Origin of the sequence: Pseudomonas sp. JV241A, from assembly GCF_900275665.1 — a bacterium.
Classification (GTDB): domain Bacteria; phylum Pseudomonadota; class Gammaproteobacteria; order Pseudomonadales; family Pseudomonadaceae; genus Aquipseudomonas; species Aquipseudomonas wadenswilerensis.
Genome location: NZ_OPYO01000016.1, coordinates 96903 through 117200 on the forward strand (window position 1 = coordinate 96903; position 20298 = coordinate 117200).

Annotated in this window: 14 protein-coding genes; 3 read left to right on the forward strand and 11 right to left on the reverse strand. The window is 62.8% G+C overall.

Annotation, left to right across the window (positions count from 1 at the left end; genetic code table 11):
* Positions 1-198: 198 nt before the first annotated feature.
* Genes JV241A_RS10850 through mexE form a run of 3 tightly spaced genes read right to left on the reverse strand, consistent with a single transcriptional unit; the run spans position 199 to position 6056 of the window.
* Positions 199-1626 carry an efflux transporter outer membrane subunit gene (locus tag JV241A_RS10850; RefSeq protein WP_115086429.1) on the reverse strand — a complete coding sequence of 476 codons (1428 nt, stop codon included), beginning with the start codon at positions 1624-1626 and terminating at the stop codon, positions 199-201.
* The gene (locus JV241A_RS10855; protein WP_115086430.1) at positions 1623-4802 is read right to left on the reverse strand and encodes an efflux RND transporter permease subunit; all 3180 of its coding nucleotides are present in this window, start codon (positions 4800-4802) and stop codon (positions 1623-1625) included. The genes JV241A_RS10850 and JV241A_RS10855 overlap by 4 nt, the downstream gene beginning before the upstream one ends.
* Before the next feature lie 12 nt (positions 4803-4814).
* Positions 4815-6056 (reverse strand): multidrug efflux RND transporter periplasmic adaptor subunit MexE, encoded by a 1242-nt coding sequence (mexE, locus tag JV241A_RS10860; protein ID WP_115086431.1) that lies wholly within the window; start codon positions 6054-6056, stop codon positions 4815-4817.
* A 181-nt stretch (positions 6057-6237) separates the two neighbouring features.
* Between mexE and JV241A_RS10865 the strand changes: the two genes are divergently transcribed.
* Complete coding sequence (locus JV241A_RS10865; RefSeq protein WP_134062424.1) at positions 6238-8481, forward strand: P-loop NTPase fold protein; 2244 nt, start codon at positions 6238-6240, stop codon at positions 8479-8481.
* A 79-nt stretch (positions 8482-8560) separates the two neighbouring features.
* Positions 8561-9646, forward strand: a complete 1086-nt coding sequence (locus tag JV241A_RS10870; protein ID WP_134062426.1) for a hypothetical protein — start codon at positions 8561-8563, stop codon at positions 9644-9646.
* Between the two features lie 26 nt (positions 9647-9672).
* Here JV241A_RS10870 and JV241A_RS10875 read toward each other — a convergent pair whose 3' ends face one another.
* The 8 genes from JV241A_RS10875 to JV241A_RS10910 form a co-directional block, all read right to left on the reverse strand.
* A complete protein-coding gene (locus JV241A_RS10875) occupies positions 9673-11004 on the reverse strand; it encodes a di-heme oxidoredictase family protein (RefSeq protein WP_240047854.1) in 1332 nt (443 codons plus the stop codon).
* The gene (locus JV241A_RS10880) at positions 11001-12302 is read right to left on the reverse strand and encodes an extracellular solute-binding protein (RefSeq protein ID WP_134062428.1); all 1302 of its coding nucleotides are present in this window, start codon (positions 12300-12302) and stop codon (positions 11001-11003) included. The genes JV241A_RS10875 and JV241A_RS10880 overlap by 4 nt, the downstream gene beginning before the upstream one ends.
* Positions 12289-14331: a TonB-dependent receptor gene (locus JV241A_RS10885; protein ID WP_134062430.1), complete on the reverse strand. Its 2043-nt coding sequence runs from the start codon at positions 14329-14331 to the stop codon at positions 12289-12291. The genes JV241A_RS10880 and JV241A_RS10885 overlap by 14 nt, the downstream gene beginning before the upstream one ends.
* Positions 14332-14532: 201 nt before the next feature.
* Complete coding sequence (locus tag JV241A_RS10890; protein WP_115086434.1) at positions 14533-14808, reverse strand: hypothetical protein; 276 nt, start codon at positions 14806-14808, stop codon at positions 14533-14535.
* 123 nt (positions 14809-14931) lie between these two features.
* Positions 14932-16329, reverse strand: coding sequence for an isochorismate synthase (locus tag JV241A_RS10895; RefSeq protein WP_115086435.1), 1398 nt, complete (start codon positions 16327-16329; stop codon positions 14932-14934).
* Entirely contained in the window at positions 16326-16631 is a 306-nt protein-coding gene (locus JV241A_RS10900) for an isochorismate lyase (protein ID WP_115086436.1), read from the reverse strand. Before JV241A_RS10900 ends, JV241A_RS10895 begins: the two co-directional genes overlap by 4 nt.
* Positions 16631-17422, reverse strand: a complete 792-nt coding sequence (locus JV241A_RS10905; protein WP_275670882.1) for an alpha/beta fold hydrolase — start codon at positions 17420-17422, stop codon at positions 16631-16633. The genes JV241A_RS10900 and JV241A_RS10905 overlap by 1 nt, the downstream gene beginning before the upstream one ends.
* The gene (locus JV241A_RS10910; protein ID WP_275670883.1) at positions 17419-19080 is read right to left on the reverse strand and encodes a (2,3-dihydroxybenzoyl)adenylate synthase; all 1662 of its coding nucleotides are present in this window, start codon (positions 19078-19080) and stop codon (positions 17419-17421) included. Before JV241A_RS10910 ends, JV241A_RS10905 begins: the two co-directional genes overlap by 4 nt.
* 227 nt (positions 19081-19307) lie before the next feature.
* On the opposite strand from JV241A_RS10910, the gene JV241A_RS10915 reads away from it, so the two are divergent.
* Positions 19308-20201 carry an AraC family transcriptional regulator gene (locus tag JV241A_RS10915; RefSeq protein WP_115086438.1) on the forward strand — a complete coding sequence of 298 codons (894 nt, stop codon included), beginning with the start codon at positions 19308-19310 and terminating at the stop codon, positions 20199-20201.
* Positions 20202-20298 lie beyond the last annotated feature (97 nt).

Here is a 20298-nt window from a genome sequence, read left to right on the forward strand (position 1 = left end):
GAATCCGAAGCGTGTCGCGGCTGCAAAGGGTTGAGCTTGGGTCACGAGGGCCGGTGGCGTCAAATGTAAAAGGGGGGGGCTACAGATATCGCAGCGATGCCAAACCTGTAGGAGCGGGCTTGCCCCGCGATCGGCCATAAAAAAGCCCCGCAAGCGGGGCAAAGGGCCGGTCAGAAACCAACCAAAGGAGCCGTTGAATCAGTTCGCCGCGGCCACGCTCTCAGCCTGCCAGCCGCCACCGAGGGCCTTGTAGATGGCGACAATGCCGCGGTACAGGTCGACTTCACCCTGGGCCTGGGCATCTTCGGCGCTCAGGCGCTCGCGTTCGGCGTCGAGCAGCACCAGGTAATCGACCGTGCCTTCGCGGTAGCGAATCGAGGCCAGGTCCGCCGCCTTGCGGCTGGCTTCGCTCTGGCGCAGCAGGGCCAGCAGGCGTTCCTGGCGTTTGCTGTAGTCGCTGAAGGCGTTTTCCGACTCTTCCAGGGCCAGCAGCACCTGCTGTTCATAGTTGGCCAGCGCACCCTCGGCATCGGCATTGGCACCGCGCAGGCGGGCGCGCACGCTGCCCAGGTCGAAGGCCGCCCAGGTGATGCTCGGGCCCAGGGCCCAGGCCTTGGCGGCCGAGGAGCCCAGTTGCGAGCCGCGCCCGGCGGTAAAGCCAAGGAAGCCGCTGAGGCTGACCCGTGGGAACAGGTCGGCCGTGGCCACGCCGATGTTGGCCGTGGCGGCTGCCAACTGGCGCTCGGCGCTGCGGATATCCGGGCGGCGCTTGAGCAGCTCGCCGGGGTCACCCACCGGCAAGGCCTTGGCGATGGCCGGCAACTGCGCGGGCGAGAGGTCGATGGCCAAGGCGTCCGGGCGCTGGCCAAGCAGGGTGGCGATGCGATTACGCGCCCGCACCTGTTCGGCCTGCAGTTGCGGCACGCTGGCCTCGACCGCCGCCAGGCGGGCATCGGCACGCACCACGTCAAGGTCGTTGCCGACCCCGGCGTCACGCAGGGTTACGGTGATGCCACGCGAATCCTGCTGGGTCTTGAGGTTGGCCAGGGCGATCTTCTCGCGCAACTGTGCACCGCGCAGCTGGCCATAGGCATCGACCAGTTCGGCGATCAGGCTGACCTGCAGCTGCTGCAGGTCGGCCTGCGCGGCGTCCTGCTCGGCATCGCTGGCTTCCAGTTGGCGCTGGATGCGGCCGAACAGGTCCAGTTCCCAGGCCATGTCCAGGCCCAAGTCATAGCGTTCGCTGTTGACCCGGTCCTCGGTCTGGCCAGGGACCTGGCCCTTGCCCAGGTCGGCGCTGGCACGGCTGGTCACGGTTGGCAGGGCGTCGTTGCTGACATCGTCACGGATCGCCCGCGCCGCTTTCAGGCGGGCGAAGGCCACGCGCAATTCACGGTTGCCGTCCAGCGACTGGCTGACCAGCTTGTTGAGTACCGGGTCGTCGAACTGCTTCCACCAGATGCTTTCGAAGCGGCTGCGGTCGAACGATGCCTTGGCGCTCGGTTCATTGGCCGCGCTCAACTGCGCCGCCGCGGTGTCCGGCGCCTGGTAGTCCGGGCCTACCGCACAGGCGGCCAGGGCCAGGACCAACAGGCTCGGCATAAAGAGTTTCAGATTGCGGTTCATGCATGACTCTCCAGCTTCAGCGCACGCGCCGCTTTGCGGGCCTCGCTGCGTTCCACGTAACGGCGGATCAGGACAAAGAACACCGGCGTCAGCAGCAGACCGAAGAAGGTCACCCCGATCATCCCGGAGAACACCGCTACACCCATGGCATGACGCATTTCAGCACCGGCACCGGAAGAGAACACCAGCGGCACCACCCCCATGATGAAGGCGATCGACGTCATCAGGATCGGTCGCAGACGCAGGCGGCAGGCTTCCAGTACCGCAGCCAGCGGGTCGAGGCCTTCGGCCTGTTTATCCTTGGCAAACTCGACGATCAGGATGGCGTTCTTGCACGCCAGCCCCACCAGTACGATCAAGCCGATCTGGGTAAAGATGTTGTTGTCGCCACCGGACAGAATCACCCCGGTAATCGCCGACAGCAGGGTCATCGGTACGATCAGGATCACCGCCAGCGGCAGGCTCCAGCTTTCGTACTGGGCGGCCAGCACCAGGAAGGCCAGCAGTACGCAGAGCGGGAAGACGAACAGCGCGGTGTTGCCGGAAAGGATCTGCTGGTAGGTCAGCTCGGTCCATTCGAAGGTCATGCCGTTGGGCAGTTCATCCTTGAGCAGCTTCTCGATGGCCTTTTCCGCTTGCCCGGAGCTGTAGCCCGGGGCGGCGGCGCCATTGATCTCGGCGGTGATGAAACCGTTGTAGTGCATGACCCGGTCCGGCCCCGAGGTATCGCTGACCTTGATGAAGGTCGCCAGCGGGATCATCTCGCCCTGGTTGTTGCGCACCTTCAACTGGCCGATCTGCTCGGCTTCGAGACGGAACTGCTGCTCGGCCTGGACGTTGACCTGGTAGGTGCGGCCAAAGCGGTTGAAGTCGTTGGCGTACAACGAACCCAGGTAGATCTGCAGGGTGTCGAAGATATCGCTGATGGCGACACCGTGGGTCTTGGCTTTCTCGCGGTCGATGGCGGCATCGACCTGCGGCACGTTGACCTGGTAACTGGTGAACAGCCCGGCCAGTTCCGGCACGTTGTGGCTCTTGGCGATGATGTTCTGGGTTTCCTTGTACAGCGCTTCATAACCCAGGTTGCCACGGTCTTCGATCTGCAGGCGGAAACCACCGATGGTGCCCAGCCCTTGTACCGGCGGCGGTGGGAAGATGGCGATGTAAGCGTCTTCGATACCGGCGAACTGCGCGTTCAGCGCGGCGGCAATCGCCGCGGCCGACTGGCTCGGGTCTTTACGCTCATTGAACGGCTTGAGCGGGGTAAACACGATGCCGCTGTTCGGGCTGTTGGTGAAGCCGTTGATCGACAGGCCCGGGAAGGCCACCGAGTCGGCCACGCCAGGTTGCTTGAGGGCGATCTCGCTCATCTTCTTGATCACCGCTTCCGTGCGGTCGAGGCTGGCGGCATCCGGCAGTTGCGCGAAGGCGACCAGGTACTGCTTGTCTTGCGCCGGCACGAAACCGGTCGGCGTCGAAGAAAAGCCCAGCCAGGTCATGATGATCAGGCCACCGTAGACGAACAGGGCGATGCCGCTGCTGCGGATGACCCGGCCGACCGCGCCGACGTAGCCATGGCTGGCCCGGTCGAAGAAGCGGTTGAACGGGCCGAACAGCCAGCCACCGAGCAGGCGCTCAAGCACTTTCGAGAAGCGGTCTTTCGGGGCGTGGTGCTCCTTGAGCAGTACCGCGGCCAGGGCCGGCGACAGGGTCAGGGAGTTGAACGCCGAGATCACCGTCGAGATGGCAATGGTCAGGGCGAACTGCTTGTAGAACTGCCCGGTAAGGCCGGAAATGAACGCGGCTGGCACGAACACCGCGCACAGTACCAGCGCCGTGGCGATGATCGGCCCGGTCACTTCGCCCATGGCCTTTTGCGTGGCTTCCAGCGGCTTGAGGCCCAGGCCGATATTACGCTCGACGTTCTCCACCACGACGATGGCGTCGTCCACCACGATCCCGATGGCCAGTACCAGGCCGAACAGCGACAGGGCGTTGAGCGAGAAGCCGAACAGGTGCATCACCGCAAAGGTGCCGATCAGCGACACTGGTACGGCCACCAGCGGAATGATCGAGGCGCGCCAGGTCTGCAGGAACAGGATAACGACCAGTACCACCAGGATCAGTGCTTCGAACAGGGTATGTACCACGGCTTCGATCGAACCGCGGACGAACACCGTCGGGTCATAGACGATGCTGTAGTCCATGCCTTCGGGGAAGTCCTTCTTCAGCTCGGCCATTTTCCCACGGACCTCATCGGAGATCTCGATGGCGTTGGAACCTGGGCGCTGGAAGATCGGGATGGCCACGGCCGGCTGGTTGTTGAGCAGCGAGCGCAGGGCGTACTGGCTGGAGCCGAGCTCGACCCGGGCAATGTCCTTCAGGCGAGTGATTTCGCCATCGGCGCCTGAGCGGATGATGATGTTCTCGAACTCTTCTTCACTGACCAGGCGGCCCTGGGTGTTCACCGACAACTGGAAGCTGGTGGTCCCCGGTGCGGGTGGGGCACCGAGTTGACCGGCAGCCACCTGACGGTTCTGCTCGCGAATGGCCGCAACCACGTCGCTGGCCGTCAGGTTGCGCGATGCGGTCTTGTTTGGATCAAGCCAGACCCGCAGCGAATAGTCGCCCATACCGAACAGCTGCACGTCACCGACGCCGCCCAGGCGGGCCAGTTCGTCCTTGATGTTAAGGATGGCGTAGTTGGACAGGTAGAGCATGTCGTAGCGGTTGTCCGGCGAGGTCAGGTGCACGACCATGGTCAGGTCGGGCGAAGCCTTGTCGACGGTGATGCCGATCCGCGTCACTTCCTCGGGCAGCTTGGGCTGGGTCCGGGTCACACGGTTCTGCACCTGCACCTGAGCGTTGTCCAGGTCGGTGCCCAGGGCAAAGGTGATGGTCAGGGTCAGCTTGCCATCCGCGGTGGACTGGGAGGACATGTAAAGCATGTTCTCCACCCCGGTAATCGCTTGCTCAAGCGGTGCGGCGACGGTTTCGCCGATCACTTTCGGGTTGGCACCGGGGAAGTTGGCGCGCACCACCACGGTGGGCGGTACCACTTCCGGGTATTCGCTGATCGGCAGCTGGAACAGCGAGATGCTGCCGGCGATCAGGATCAACAGCGACAGCACCGCGGCGAAGATCGGCCGGGTAATAAAAAACTTGGAAAAATTCATCGGACTGATCCCTTAACCGCGCGGTGCCGAGGCACTGGCGAGTTTTACGCTGGGGGTGGCCACGGCTTTGCCCTGGACACTGGCCTCGAGCACCTGGCGTTGTTGGGCGAGGGCGGCGATGGTCGCTTCACTGGCCATCGGCGTGTCCTGCGGGTCGACCGGCGAGCCCGGGCGCACCCGTTGCAGGCCCTTGACGACGATGCGGTCATCCTTGCTCAGGCCATTGCGCACGATGCGCAGGCCTTCGAGTTTCGGCCCCAGTTCAACGGCGCGATACGCGGCCTTGTTGTCCTTGTCCATGACCAGCACGAACTTCTTGCCAAGGTCGGTGCCCACCGCTTCGTCGTTGATCAGCACCGCCGAGTAGGTGGCGCTGCCGACCAGTTTCAGGCGTGCATACAGGCCCGGGGTGAACTGGCCGTCGGTGTTGTCGAACACTGCGCGGCCACGGATGGTGCCGGTCTTGGGGTTGACCTGGTTGTCGACGAAGTTCATCTGGCCCAGGTGCGGGTTGCCGCTTTCGTTGGACAGGCCCAGGTACACCGGGGTGCTCTGGCCGCGCTGGCCGTCGCGCGCCAGCTGGGTGTACTTGAGGTACACGCGCTCGTCGGCGTCGAAGTAGGCGTAGACCTTGTCGGTGGAGACCACGCTGGTCAGCGGCGTCACATCGGCGGTGACGATGTTGCCGGCGGTGAACTGGGCGCGGCTGACCCGGCCGCTGATCGGTGCGGTCACGCGGGTGAAGCTCAGGTTCAGGCGTGCCAGATCGAGTTGGGCCTGGATCGCGGCGACACCGGCACGCGCTTCGGCGGCGGCGCTGGTGCGCGATTCGGCCAGCTCGGCGGAAATCGCGTTGCTGCTGCGCAGGCGCTCGCCGCGCTGGGCTTCGTTTTCGCTGCGGATGGCGGTGGCGCGGGCTTGTTGCAGCTGGGCTTCGAGGCGGCGGACCTCAGCCTGGAACGGACGTGGGTCGATCTGGAACAGCAGATCGCCTTTTTTCACCTGGGCGCCTTCGGTGAAGGCCACCTGGTCGATCTGCCCGGAGACGCGCGGGCGCACCTCGACGGTTTCCGGTGCCTCCAGGCGGCCGGTGAACTCGTCCCATTCGTTGATCGGTTGTTCCAGTACCTTGGCCACGCTGACCTTGGTCGCCGCCGGCGCCTGCACGGCCTCCGGGGTGCGACCGCAGGCACTCATCACCAATACAGCCAATAGAGCAAGGGGGTAACGCAAAGGTTTGAGTGACTGTTCCATGGGGAGTCCGCCAATTTATTGATAGTGGGCGGATTCTGCGATTTGTAACTATTAACAACGAATCGAATGGGGCGAAGGTTATTATCATCGGGAATGATATGAGGGATGTGAGGGCAGCGTTTCGAGGGTATGCTGCTGGATTGATGGCCAGAGGCCATGCAGGGATACCGCCGGAGTAAGAATGCTAGCGCGTGAAGTACAAGTTGCAGTCGAAGGTCACGACAGAGCTGCGCAACAACGCGACGACGATCTGCTCGATCGTTGGAGCATCGCCCGATCGGTTTTGCGCGCCGCCAGTGCAACACCCGCATGGTCTACGCGAATTGCCCTGTGCGGCAGGTGGGGCAGTGGCAAGACCAGTGTGCTGAATTTCATCGAGCGCCAGGCCGAGGAAGAGAATCACCGGCGTTGTCAGGCAGATCGACATTGGGTGGTTGTGCGGTTTTCAGCCTGGAGCGCAACCGAGCAAGGTGGGATAGAAAGTTTTTACCGGGCATTGCTCGGCCAATTGGGCAAACAGCAGATCAAAGTACCCAGGCTGGCCCGATGGGCCAAGGACGCCGCGGCGAAGCTGGGCAGCATGGCCGATGTGGTGAAGGTCGTTGTCGACGAGGGGCTGAAGCTTCTGCCTGGCGCGCCACTGGCGACTACCGCAGCAGGGGGCATGCACAGGTTGCTCGCCTGGCTACCAAAACGGCTAAAAGCAGGTGCCGAAGATTTGCGTGCTTTGCAGGCTGAGCTGCATTCGGTTCAGGTGCTGGTATTTATCGACGACCTCGACCGCATTGACCCCAAATTGATCCCCAGCGTACTGATGAGCCTGAAAGAGTTGCTGGACTGGCCAAGGTTCGTCTTCGTCCTGGCATTTGACCTGGAAGTTGTCAGCAAAGCGCTCAAGGACCATTCGCAAGCCTTCGGCCCTGATGCCCAGCGGTTTCTGGAAAAGATCATTGATATTCGCTTCCACTTGCCGGAACCCGAGGCCGAGCAGGCAGCCAGCCTGGCCTGGTCATTGTATGAGCAGAATTTGGCGTTCATACCCAGGCCGGCCTTTGCCAGGGTCGTCGACTGTATGCCGGGTAATCCGCGGTTGGCTAAAGCGATTGTCCGGGAACTCTGTTTGTACAAGGAGGTGGCCGGAAGGCATGTTAGCCACGAGCTTCGCTGGGAAGTCATTGTTTTGCAGACCATCTTGCGCCATGAAGCGCCGGCAACCGAGCGTGCGCTCACAAGGGCTTTGCAATCCTCAGAAATTGGTCTGAAAGCAAAAACAGACAGCTTTGTAGCTGAATCCATCAAGGCAGGCGAGGTGGGTTTCGAGGCATTACAGCACAAGGTTCAAGAATTCCTTTTGCTGTGTGAGCGCGTGCCCGCAAAGTTGATTGCAAAACAGGCAAAGCTGCTGATCAGCGAGCCCGTTTTCACTGAAAAGGAATACCAGGAATTTCTTCGGTCCTGGAACAAGCAAGAAGACGCCAAGCAGGTGTCTGCATTTATTAGACAGTGCGTTGACATTGCCTTCAAGCGTCCTGGTGATGTGGGCCGTGAGTTTCTGGACCGGGTGCTGACTGACTACGAGGATGCTTCACGGAAAATGATCGATCAGGGCAGTGAAGGGTTGCGCCGGTCGTTTACCGATGCTGCTCATAAGCAGCTTTCGTTACTTGAAACTGCTTGGCGCATGAGTGATCCGGCCATCCAGGAGAGTTGCCAGAGCTTCGACGCCTTCAAGCGCCTGTGGAATCATACGTTGTTGAGCAGAATGCCCTTCCTGTCGGCATCGGTGCCTCGGGACTTTTTGCAACGCGAAGAGCAGTTGCTCGAACGTGCGCTTGAGTTGTGCCGTAGCAAGATCGAGCTGTTCGAGTGGATGCAGGAGATGCTCTATCGACATCCGCTGGAAAAAAGGACGGGTCAACGCCACCTTAAGTTCATCGATAAACTGGCACACTCATTAGCCTCGGTGGCCATTGACAGTACCCTTGAGGCGTTTACCCCAGCCAGAGGCATACAACAAGCGAAAGATCTATCAAGCCGTCAACAGGGTTCGCTGTATTGGCGGATGTTTTCGGTAGATTCGCCACTCTACAGTCAGGCGGGCTTCCAGCGCTTGCTTGAACTGATCAATGCTGTGCCATCCGGCGTAACAGCTCGGGCCGACTTTACCGAAAACGTTGCTGATTATCTGCACACGCTGGCAGGTTATGTAATGACCACCGAGAAAATGGCCACCTACACGACGCAGCATTGCCCCCGCTTGGAGAAGATTGCCGCAGCGGCTTGGGAGGCCTTGCTGGAGACGGCACGAGACTATCAAGATCCTGGTCGGTTGATGGAGAACCACAAATACCTGGCGTGTTACCTTGACCCTGAGCTTATCCCTATACCTGAATGGCTATCACAATGGCACGCAAGTACCTGCTAGTGTTTAGTTTGGTAATATATAGCAATATATACCGCTGCTGATGGGGTGAGGAGTGTATGGGGCTTGGAAGGGTATGGTGATGGATTTGTTGTTGAATGGTATTCGTGGCGTTCTTGAGCTGGGCTATGTTGCAATTGTGCTGCAGTACGCCGGTTTTATGTGTATCGCCGCAATCATTGGTTTTTTGTGGGTGACTCATCGGGTCAAAGCGAACAAGGTCCCGCTCACCGAGAATAGCTTCCAAGCGCTTTATTGGGTCAATCGGCGAGACGTTTTCTTTGTCATCATACTGCTGTCGATTTTTAGTTTTTTAAATGCGACTGTTATTGTCTGTTCCGGAGAGGGCAGCGAGTTTCATAAAAACCTGTCCGCGCACCCAGCAGTTTTGTTGTGCTCGACGGTTATTGTGTTATTGATGGTCATTTTCATGCGCGGGCAGGGGTTTGCCCTTCCCTTGGGCGGCGGGGTGTCGCTGGGTGTCGATGCGACAGAGCTTCAGGCTGGCAAGCCAGTCAAGCGCGTCATGAGTTTTCACCTGAGTTGCGACTTTAAAAAACACCGGTCGTTTGTGCTGGGGAAAGTCCAAAAGGCGGTCAGTGACATTCAAGGGGGCGCCCCTGGGTTCGAGGTGGTATTGAAAAGCTGGTTCCTGGCCAGCAAGCACGGAATGGATGACGCCTTGGTCAGGCAGTTACGACAGCATATGCGCGGCACGCGATCTGCTGTGTTGTCAATTGCTACTGCACTGACATCTCTGATTGTGGCGATGGCTATATATGAACTAGTCAATACCGTTGCTGCGGAGCAGTGTGTTGAGTGGCAGTGTGTGTCGTACGTAAATTTTATTGTATACGTCTGTGGCTGCGTAACGCTGATCGGTATGCTTGACGTGCTTTCCGAGCTGTTTAACGCCCGTAGAAAGATGAAGGAAATAATCAGTAGCTACCAAAAATCGCCTTCACTGGTTAACAACCGCACGGCGTTCAAGAACGGTAATTGTGGCGTCGTCGCAAAGCGAGTGCAGCGTAAAGCCGCTGTGCAGTGTCGGTTCATTGAGCCTGAACCGATGAGCCTGAGAAACTTTCTTTCCATCAGTGTTTTGATGCCCAACGTTATGAACACCTGTGTCGGGGCGGAGGCTGGCGTAATTTTTACCAGACGATGAGAGGGCCTGTAGGGCCCTGCATCAATCTAAAGTGAACGTAAGAACTCCAGTAACATCTGGCGATCTTGCATCGAATAGCCTGCAAATCGCTCCCGCGCCACGGCCCCTTCACCCCCATGCCACAACACCGCCTCCTCAAGCGTACGCGCCCGGCCGTCATGCAGGTACCCGGCGCCGGGGTTGATCCGCTCGATCAGCCCCAGCCCCCACAGCGGCGCGGTACGCCACTCGCTGCCGCTGGCCAGGTAGTCGTCGCGCCCATCGGCCAGGCCCGGCCCCATGTCATGCAGCAACAGGTCGCTGTAAGGTTCGATCTGCCGCGCTGACAACAGCGGGTACAGCGGATGCTGGCCCATGGTCAGGCGCGGGCGATGGCACTGGGCGCATCCCGCTTCATTGAACAGCCGCTCGCCACGCTGCACCTCGGGATTGTCCAGGCCTCGCCGCGGCGGTGGCGCCAGATGCGCCAGGTAGAAGTGCAGGTCACCCAGTTGCAGGGCATCGAGCTCCGGCGCACCGCCACTGACCGCCTGGCGACAGTCCTGTTGCATCGACGTGCAGTTCTGTTCAGGGTACAGCGGCGAAGTAATCCCCAGGTCGCCGTGCAGGGCGCTGGCAATCTGCTGACGCAGGTCCGGCTGGTTCGATTTGAGGCCGAAGCGCCCGGCCTCAAGGCGCTGGCGCTCGACGCTCCACACCTGGTTGACGCGGCCTTTCACGCCATCAGGTTTAGGCGCGTCGGCCAGCGCTTGCAGGGTGCTGGCCTCGATGGCTTCGAGCAGGCCCAGGCCGAACACCGGTGAGCCAACCCGCATCGAGGTGTGCACGTTATCCAATGGACCATAGTTCAGCTCGCTGAAGCTCAGCCGTGGCGAACGCAGGCCGATGCGCTCACCATCCGTCAGGGTCACAAACTGCTCTTGCCAGCGGACATGCGCCCGGCCTTCACCGGCCACGCCGGGAATGGCCGATTCGTTGAGCTGATCACCATAGGCCGGATGCGGCAGTGGCCCGCCATGGGCATCACGTCCGGGCCGCGACAGCCGCACCAGTAGCGTGCGCAGGGGCTCGTGGTCGCTGGCCGGGGCCTGGCCACGGCCATTTTTCGGGTGGCAGGCAATGCAACTGATGCGGTTGTACAGCGGCCCCAGGCCATCGACCGCTTCGTCCCGCGAGGGCGCGACCACCCAGGCCTGGCGGAACAGACTGCGGCCGTGGAAGAAGCGCTCCCGTTGCAGGTCGTCACCCAGCCCTGGCAAGGGCTGGGCGAAGGCTTCACGGTTGACGGCGGCGTGCTCGGCGCTGGCGGGCAGGCTCACCAGCATGCCGAGCAACAGCCAAAGGCCATAGCGCTTCACAGGCCCATGGCCGCAAGCAGGCGCTCGGCTTGCGCCTGTTGCCTGGCACTATGGAACTGCCAGGCGATCTCCTCGCGGCCCAGGGCGTCCTGGTCGCTGGCCGGCTGACGTTGCATGCCCTGGTCCTGACGTTGAGCAAACAGCGCCAGCAACGGCGCCGACATGGCTTGCTCCTCGTCGATGGGCGGCACGCTGAGGAACTCGCGCACGGCGGTCAGGTCCCGGCCCTGTGCTTCACCGGCATGCACCCGCGCCCACAACGCGCCGAGGCGCTCATGGGGTTGGCCAAGCCATTGCTCGAACAATGAGGTGATCAGCGCCAGGCGCTCGCGCGAACTGTCGTCGGTGTAGGCATAGGCACCCTGGCGGGCGGCGGCAAAGGGGTCGTGATAGCCCGCTGGCAGATCGGCATAAACGCTGGGGCGCACCGGCAGTTTGCGGATGTCCGGATCGGCCAGCAGGCGTTGCCCTGCAGGTGACAGCACGAAGCGCACAAAGGCCCGCGCGCCCTCGACCTGCCTGGCCTGGCGGGGGATGGCAATATGCGCCGGGTTGAGCCCGCCATGGGCGGGATAGATGAACTCGACCGCTTCGCCATTGCTCACCGCCGAGGCAACGAAGAAGTCGATCGATACGCCCACCGCCGAGCGCCCGCTGGCCACCTCGTCACTGACCAGGGTGCCGCCACGGCTGACCAGCCGCGATTGCCCGGCAAGCTCGCTCCACAGGGCCCAGCCTTTGTCCCAGCCGTAGGCCTGCAGGACGATATCCAGCAGTACCGGGGCAAAGCCGACCCGCGGCGGGGCGGGCAGGGCGATGCGCCCGCGCAGGCGGGCATCGAGCAGGTCCGGCCAGTCTCGCGGGGCGGGCATGTTCAGCTTGGCCAGTTCGACCGGATTGATGGCAAAGCCGTAACCGGCAAGCTCGGTGGCCTGATAGCGAGCCGCGCGATCGCGCAGGGCGATGGCGCCAATGCGCGGCGGCAAACCGTCCAGGTCGACACCCAGCGGCTGCCAGCCGGCGTCCCGGGCCAAACGCTTGAAGTTGCCCGGTGACGGCGCCCAGTAGACATCGACCCCGCCCTGATCGGCCTGACGCAAATAGGGCAGGGCATCGAAGCCCTGGCGCCAGAGGATCTGCAGGCGATAGCCGGGGTTGGCGCGCTCGAAGGCTTCTTCGAAGCGCGTCATCATCTCCTCGGGGTAGCTGGTCAACACCACCACCGGCTGCGGCGCTGCCGCCTGGACGCTGGCCGCGCCCAGCAGCAGGGCCAGCAGCCAGGCCTTAGAGCGGCACATTGAACTGTACGAAGTAGCTGCGGCCACTTTCCGGGTACCCCTCGCTGTATGCATAAAGGCGATCGAACAGGTTGCGGATGCCCGCTTCGATGCGTACGTCGTTGCTGAAGCGGTAGCCGCTCTTGAGGTTGTATACCGCGTAGCCGCCGCTCATCTGGCTGCCATCGGACATGTTGTAGCGCCGCGACGCGGCTTCGACGCCGGCGGTGTGGCGCCAGGCATCAAGGTTCAAGCTGGCCGAGGCAAACAGGTTGTGGCGCGGTGTGTCGATCGGGTGCAGCTCGGGGTTGCTGCGGTTTTTCCGGTCCAGGTAGGTGTAGCTGGTGTTGAATTCCCAGTTGCCCAGGTCACCGCGCAGGCCCAGTTCAACGCCCTGGTTACGTGCCTTGGCGATGTTCTGGTACTGGCCGCACGGCGCCGCGCAACCGGCTACCGGGGCGACGGTGACCTGCTGGATGGAGTCTTCGATATTGCTGACGAACAGCGCCGTGTCCAGGGTCCATTGCTGGTTGACCGCGCCGCTGTACCCCAGCTCGTAGTGGGTGGCACGTTCGGATTTCAGGTCGGGGCTGGGGATCACCGTGCCAAAGCGGGTCGAGTAGCGGTCCTTGATGGTCGCAAAGCGGCTCTTGCGTGCCACCGTCAGGCGCACCTGGCCGTTGTGATCGATGTTCAGCAGCGGCCCGGTGTTCATGAACAGGCCCAACTGGCTGTTGAGCGCATCATCGCTGCCGGTGGGCTCGTCATACAGGGTCTTGACCCTCGGCGAGGCGGCGCTGGTGCCGAAGTTCTCGGCCTCAAGGCTCTTGCGGTAGTTGTACGACACGCCGCCGACCACGCTGAAAATCTCGTTCAGGCGCAGGGTGTCTTCCATGGCGATGGACTGGGTCTGATCGCGAAAGTGGGTTTGCGGGTCGCTGCCATCGCGCGAGCGGTGCACGTCTTCCTTGAAGTGGTAGGCGATGCCCAGGCGGTTGCCCTCGCTCAGGGCCAGGTCGCCTTCGACCGAGAAACCCGTGGACTCATCATCGTACTTGCTCGGGAAACCAGGCTGCATCGCGCCGGGGATGCCATTGTTGTAGACGAAGCTTTCCAGCGAGTTCTTGAAGGTATCGCGGTACACCCGGGTCTTCAGGCCGTGCTCGCCGAAGCGGGTATTGGTGGCCAGGAACAGGCTGGTCTTGTCCCATTGCGGCCATTGCCACCAGCGCTTGCGCTGGCCGGTGGCGGGCAGGTCGCCGGCGTAGGGCGGCTGGCCCTTGCGGCCTTGCTGCTGGACATAGCCGAGTACGTACTCGTCGGTGTCGTTGGGGGTAAAGCCGAGCTTGAAGCTGAACTTGCCGTCACGCTTGTTGCTGTTTTCCCGGCGACCCTCGCCTTGCTGGTTGTTGGTCGGCTCGAAGTCGTCCGGCAGCATCGTGTAGTCATAGTCGACATAGGACACGCCGCCCTGCATCCACCAATTGCCCTGGTTGGAGCCGAGGTTGGCATAGCTGCGATAAGCGTTGACGTTGCCGTGGTCGGTCAGCTCCAGGCCGCCGCCCACTTCACCTTCGAAGGCCTCGGTGGGCCGTCGGGTGATCAGGTTGATCGCCCCGCCCAGGGTGTTGGGGCCGTACAGCAACGAGGCGAAGCCCTTGGCCACTTCAATGCGCGACAGGTCGTAGGTGGTGAAGCGTCCCAGGTCGATATTGCCGTCGTAGGGTACGTAGGTGGGAATGCCATCGATATAGACCGGCACCTGCAGACGGTCGAAGCCACGCACGTACACCACCTGTTCGGCACGCGCGCCCATGTAGGCGAGATTCACCCCGGGGGCCAGGGCCAGGGCGCGGTCGACGGTCTCGCGGTCGTGCAGGCGCATGTCATCCAGCTCGACGACGCTGCTGCCGGTTGCCAGGGCATCATCCTGCGGTGCGGAAATCTGGATTTCACCCAGGCTGAAGGTTTTTTTCTGCTCGGCCACGGCGGCCTCGGCACTGATCGCGGCCAGGGCGAGCAGCAGGGTACGGGGGGCGAACGGCGTCATGACGCTCCTTTGTTGGTATCGTTATATATTTTATTATATAGCGCGTGACGCAAAACGGCCGACAGCACCCTCCCCAGGGGCTATCAGGTCGAATCGATCAAGCGAACACGCGCACCGGCAGAACGCCGCAGATACTAGAGCCAGACGCGGAAATTGACAACGCTATATATAAATTTATATAGCGAATGGATTGCAGAATGGCTAGCGCTTGCACTCGGCCAGCACCACTTTGCAGGTGTTGGGCAGGCCGCCGGAACGCCCGGCATAGCGGATGCAGTTGTTCATGGATTTTTGCCGGGCGATCTGCAGGGTCGCGCCCCAGGCCAGGCCGCCTTCGCCGGCAGTGGGGACGGCTTTGGCGTGGCAGTTGGAACCGGCGTTGGCCGCCAGGTAACGTGCTTTGGGTTTGCTCGAACAACCGGCTGTCAGCGCCAGGCAGAGGGCGAGCAGGCAGGTGGTTATGGCGGTGCTGTTCATATCAAAGGCTGTCCGGATCGCCGAAGAGGGCTGTACCCGGGTTGGCCCCCGGTCCACCCAATTATAGGCAGTGGGCAACAATCCCTGTCGGCTATTTTGGCCTGGCAGGGATTGTTGCCACGCTCACGCCTGCAAGGCCAACTGCATGCCGGCCAGCTTGATGCAGGTTTCCTCGTATTCGCTGGCAGGCTCCGAGCAGTGCACGATGCCGCAACCGGCGAACAAACGGGCGTGCTTGCCATTCACCAGTGCCGAGCGCAGGCCGACGATGAATTCGCCGTTGCCCCGGGCATCCAGCCAGCCCAGCGGCGCGGCGTACCAGCCACGGTCGAAACCCTCGAAGCGGCGAATATGCTCCATGGCCTGGCGACGTTCGTGGCCGCCGACGGCGGGTGTCGGGTGCAGCGTCGCGACCACTTGCAGCAGGCCTGCTTGCGGGCGCAGGCGGCCTTCAATCAGCGTGCTCAGGTGCTGGACCCGGCTCAGGCGCTGTATAGCGGGCGTCGACGGTACCTGTAACTGGCTTGCCCACGGGGCCAGGCCACTCTGGATGATCTGCACCACCAGCGCATGCTCGTGGCGGTTCTTCTCGCAGTCCATCAGCGCTTGCGCCAGCTGGGCGTCTTGCTGCGGGTCCGGGTCGCGGCGGATGGTACCGGCCAATGCCTGGGTTTGCAGGCGGCCGTCGTGTAGTTTTACCAGGCGCTCCGGCGAAGCACCGAGGAAGCAGCTCTGCTGCCGGCGAAAGGCGAACAGGTACGCCGAGGGATCGTTGCTGGCCAGGCGTACCAGGGTTCGGCCAGGGCTGATGGCATGGGAGTACTCGCTGATTACTTCACGCGCCAGCACCACCTTTTTCATCGGGCTGTCGCGCAGTACGTCCAGGGCATGGGCGATTTTGCTTTCCCAGCATGCCCGCGGCAGGCACTGGTCACGGGTATGCTGCGGCGGCGCCAAGGTGACCGGCGGCGACAGATAGCGATCCATCAGGCCGTTCCATTCATTGAGCACATGCTCGCAGCGGCTGTCGGCATTGTCCGAGGGGCCGATCCGCTGCTGGCACACCAGCCAGCATTGATCGCCGTCGCGTATCAGCAGCAAGGTCATCAACAGCATCGATGCATCGCCGAAACCTTGCCAGGCGCTGCTGGCCTCGACCTGATGATCGAATCGAAAGCCGCCGCAGAGCGCTGGAGGCTGTGGGCCATGGATCACCGCGCTGTGCAGCCATTGCTGCCATTGCTGCTCCACCATGGCGAAGCGCTGCCCGCCAGCGCCGCTCAGTTCTGCCGCCACGCCCCAGCCGAACAGGCTCTTGCCGCCATCGGCCGCGCGCCAGAACAGGCTCTCGGCGTCGGGCTGGTCGACGCGGCAAAACAGCTCCAGCAGGTCCAGCTCGACGATCGCCAGGGCGTAGCTGGCCAGCACCGGCGCGCCTTGCACGGCGGCGCGCTGGCGAGCCTGTTCGAACACCTGGGTCAGCCCCGCGGTGTGTTCTTCCAGCCGGGTAAAGGCCCTCATGCCGGGACTCTCATGGTGCGCCAGTGCCGTACTTGCTGGGCGATGTACCAGTGGATGATCTGGGCGAACAGGGTTTCGACAAAATGCGCATCCAGACCGGCTTCTTCGGCCCACTGGCGCCGTTGCGGGAGCATCTGGGCGACGCGCTCGGGTGCGGCGATGCTGCTTTCGGTCGGCTTGAACCGGGCAGCGGCTTTGACGTAAGCCATGCGTTGGCGCATGAGTTCGATGATCTGGTGGTCCAGTGAATCGATGGCGATCCGGATGTCCGGGAGGCCTTCGCAAGCGTCAGGGGATTTCATCAGAGGGATTCCTCAAGGGCGGGCGATGTGAGCGGGCGACGGCCAAGCAGCGTGGCCGCCAGGGCATCGAGCAACGCCTGGCGCTGCTCGATCAGGTAGAAGTGTTCGCCTTGCCAGCGCTGCAGGTGCAGTGGCTGGAGGCTCGCGGCTTGCCAGGCCAAGGCTTCGTCGAGGTCGATCTCCGGATCCTGCTCGGGGTAGAACACCGCGATCCGGCTGCTCAGCGGTTGCGGCGCAGCGCAGCCGTAGGTTTCGACAATGCGGTAGTCATTGCGCAGGCTGGGCATGAACATCTCGCGCAGGGCCGGGTCTTCCAGCAGCGGATTGGGCCGGCTGGACAGGCGCTGTACATCGTCCAGCAGCGCTTGGTCCGGCCCGCTGTGCAACTGCCCGCCACGCTGGCGCTGCGGAGCCGGGTGGGCGGAAACGAACAGGTGGCCGACGGCGATTGCCTGTTGCTCCAAGCGCGTCGCCACCTCATACGCCACCACGGCACCGAGGCTATGGCCGAACAGGGCCAGGGGGCGATCGGCGTAACCGCGCAACGCTTGGCTGGCGGCCTCGGCGAGGCTGTGCATGTCAGTCAGGCAGGGTTCGCTGAAGCGGTCTTCGCGCCCCGGGTACTGGATCGCCAACAGGTCGATATCGGCGGGCAGGGTGCAGGCCCAGTCGCGGAAAAAACTCGCACTGCCGCCGGCATGGGCGAAGCACACCAGGCGCCAGCGCGGCATCGGCGACAATCGATAGGGGCGCACCCAGCGCTCGGTCTGGGTCAGCAGGTCAGCGATCACGAGGCGCTGCTCCCGCGGTTGGCGTCGAGCCAGGCCAGGCGCAGGCTTTCGCGCAGGTCCTTGCGGCTGACCTTGCCGACCCCGGTCTGCGGGAACTGCGGCACAAACTCGATGCGGTCCGGCACCTTGAATGCGGCCAGGCCCTGGCTGCGCAGATGCTGCTTGAGAGCAAACGTCGACGGCGCCGGATTGCGGGCGACGATGAAGGCACAGGTGGATTCGCCCAACAGCGCATCGGGCATCGCCACCAGGGCCGCGTCATGCACCTGGGGATGATTGATCAGCAGGTTTTCCACTTCTTCGGCGGCGACTTTCTCGCCGCCGCGGTTGATCTGGTCCTTGTCCCGCCCCTCGACCACCAGGTAACCCTCGGCGGTACGCCGCACCCGGTCGCCGCTGCAATAGAAACCGTCGTCGGTGAAGGCCTTGGCATTGTGTGCCGGCAGGCGGTAATAGCCGCGAATGGTGTAAGGCCCACGCACTTGCAGTTCGCCGACTTCACCGTCGGGCACCGCTTGCCCCTGTTCGTCGACGATGCGCACTTCGTCATCGGCGCTCAGCGGCCGGCCCTGGGTGTGCAGGATCAGCTCCTGGCGGTCATCCAGGCGCGTGTAGCAGAGCAGCCCCTCAGCCATGCCCAGCACTTGTTGCAAGGTGCAGCCGAGTATCGGCGTGACCCGCGCCGCCGCGGTGCTCAGCAGCTTCGCCCCGCCGACCTGGAGCACACGCAGGCTCGACAGATCGGCCTGGCGCTGGGCCTGGGCGTCGAGCCAGAGCATTGCCAGCGGTGGCACCAACGCGGTGACGGTCACCCGCTCTGCGCTGATCAGGGCGAAGCAGGTGTCCGGGTCGGGGCGCCGGCTGCACACCACCCGGCCACCCGCCAGCAAGGTACCGATCACGCCGGGGCAGCACAGGGTGAAGTTGTGCGCCATGGGCAGTGCGGCAAGGTACACGGTGTGCTGGTCCAGGCCGCAGACGGCGCTGCTGGCGCGCACGTTGTAGAGGTATTCAGCGTGCCGGCGCGGAATCAGCTTGGGGGTGCCGGTGGTGCCGCCCGACAGCTGGAAGCAGGCCACTGCCTCGGCCTGACCGGCGTCGTGCTCCAGTGCTTCGCTGCGGTACAGCTCGTCTAGGGCGGTGAATTCCTCGGCGACACCCTCGATCACCACGTGTTGCAGGCAGGGGTTGGCGGCGCGCAGCTGGCGCGCCATCTGCCGACAGTCGAAGCCTTCCAGCTGATCGCAGCCGATGTAGGCCGTGGCCTGGGCAAAGCTGCAGAAGCCGCCGATCTCATGCTGGCGGTGGGCGGGCAGGGCGAGGATCGGCCGCGCGCCCAGGCGAAACAGGGCAAAACACACTTCGACAAAGGCGCTGCCGTTGGGCAGGTGCACGACCACATTGTCACCGGCCTGCAGGCCAAGGGCACGCAAGCCACCGGCCAGGCGCCGGCAGCGGTCCGCGAGGCTGGCATAACTCAGGTGCAAGGGGCCGTCGGTAATTGCGATTGCTGCAGGGTTGCGGGCAGCGGCAGCGTCGAGGGCCTGGGCGAACGTCTGCTCTTGCCAGTAGCCGGCCTGGCGGTAGCGTTCGGCAAATGCGGCCGGCCAGTCGGGGGCGTCGTCGGAGGCATCTGGCACAGGGATGGAGGTACTCAATGACATGGAATCTCCTATTTGCAGAAATAATTGGCTACAAATGGCTAAATGAGATCTATTATCATTGTCTTTTGCCGAGGGCATCTCAACGCCAAGGCTTTCGGTACCGCGACTTTTTCATTAGATGAAATGCGCAGTGGCTTCAAACAGGGAGGCTCAAGGCTTACAAGCCTCCCGTTACTTCAGGTCAGGCCCCACGTAATGGCCTCAGGAAAAGGGAAAACCCAATGACTATTACGATCATCGCCCCAACTCACCCAGAGAAGCAGGCCGCCCCCAAGGGCAACCAACCCGGAACGGTCTACCTGGAACCGCACATGACCCTGGTCACCGGCACCCTGTGGTCGGAGAGCGAGGCCTGGGTCGAAGACCCGCTGGAGCGTGGTCTCAAGCTGATCCTGGTGCAGAGTGGCGAGTTGTCCTGCCGGATCCCCGGGCACGCCGAGCAATCGATCCGCGGCCCGAGCCTGTGCACCATCGTCAATGACGGCGAGTTCACCTCTTCGCAGATCTACGGCACCTCGACGCCGCTGCGCTACACCATCGTGCAGCTGGACCTGGAGTCTCTCGACCGGCACCTGGGCATGGCCCCGCGCAAGCTGCTGGCCGCCAGGGGGGGCGATCCCTACATGATGGTGCGCCCGGCGCCCCGGGCGATGCAGGCGCTGGCGACGCAGATTGCCACCTGTCCGATGCAGGGCCCCAGCCGCTCGCTGTACCTGGGCGGCAAGGCCCTGGAATTGACCGCCCTGAGTGCGCAGTTCCTGCTGGACGAACGCGCGCAGCCGGAACAGAAGCTGCGCATCACCTCATCGGATGTCGAGCGCGTGCACGCGGCGCGCGATCGGCTGGTGCGCTCGCTGCTGGAGCCGCCAAGCCTGAATGCCCTGGCCGCCCATGTCGGCATGAGCCCACGCAAACTCACCGCAGGGTTTCGCAAGGTGTTTGGCACCAGCGTGTTTGGCTACCTGCACGAACATCGCCTGAGTGAAGCGCACCGCATGCTCAGCGATGAAGAGAGCAACGTCTCGACCGTCGCCTATGGCGTGGGTTACAGCCCGGCGCATTTTTCCATCGCCTTTCGCAAACGCTACGGCGTATCGCCCAGCGAGATCCGCTGACGGCTCGCTGACTCTGAATCGAATGAAAAGGCCTGTGCATCTAAAGCCTTGAGCGCTTCCTGAAAACCTGCTTGCGATAAAGTCTCATTTGATAATG

Bases quoted from the DNA above. Each gene is read 5' to 3' on its own strand.
- JV241A_RS10850 (WP_115086429.1), bottom strand. From the start codon at position 1,626: ATGAACCGCAATCTGAAACTCTTTATGCCGAGCCTGTTGGTCCTGGCC.
- JV241A_RS10855 (WP_115086430.1), bottom strand. From the start codon at position 4,802: ATGAATTTTTCCAAGTTTTTTATTACCCGGCCGATCTTCGCCGCGGTG.
- mexE (WP_115086431.1), bottom strand. From the start codon at position 6,056: ATGGAACAGTCACTCAAACCTTTGCGTTACCCCCTTGCTCTATTGGCT.
- JV241A_RS10865 (WP_134062424.1), top strand. From the start codon at position 6,238: ATGCTAGCGCGTGAAGTACAAGTTGCAGTCGAAGGTCACGACAGAGCT.
- JV241A_RS10870 (WP_134062426.1), top strand. From the start codon at position 8,561: ATGGATTTGTTGTTGAATGGTATTCGTGGCGTTCTTGAGCTGGGCTAT.
- JV241A_RS10880 (WP_134062428.1), bottom strand. From the start codon at position 12,302: ATGTGCCGCTCTAAGGCCTGGCTGCTGGCCCTGCTGCTGGGCGCGGCC.
- JV241A_RS10885 (WP_134062430.1), bottom strand. From the start codon at position 14,331: ATGACGCCGTTCGCCCCCCGTACCCTGCTGCTCGCCCTGGCCGCGATC.
- JV241A_RS10890 (WP_115086434.1), bottom strand. From the start codon at position 14,808: ATGAACAGCACCGCCATAACCACCTGCCTGCTCGCCCTCTGCCTGGCG.
- JV241A_RS10895 (WP_115086435.1), bottom strand. From the start codon at position 16,329: ATGAGGGCCTTTACCCGGCTGGAAGAACACACCGCGGGGCTGACCCAG.
- JV241A_RS10900 (WP_115086436.1), bottom strand. From the start codon at position 16,631: ATGAAATCCCCTGACGCTTGCGAAGGCCTCCCGGACATCCGGATCGCC.
- JV241A_RS10915 (WP_115086438.1), top strand. From the start codon at position 19,308: ATGACTATTACGATCATCGCCCCAACTCACCCAGAGAAGCAGGCCGCC.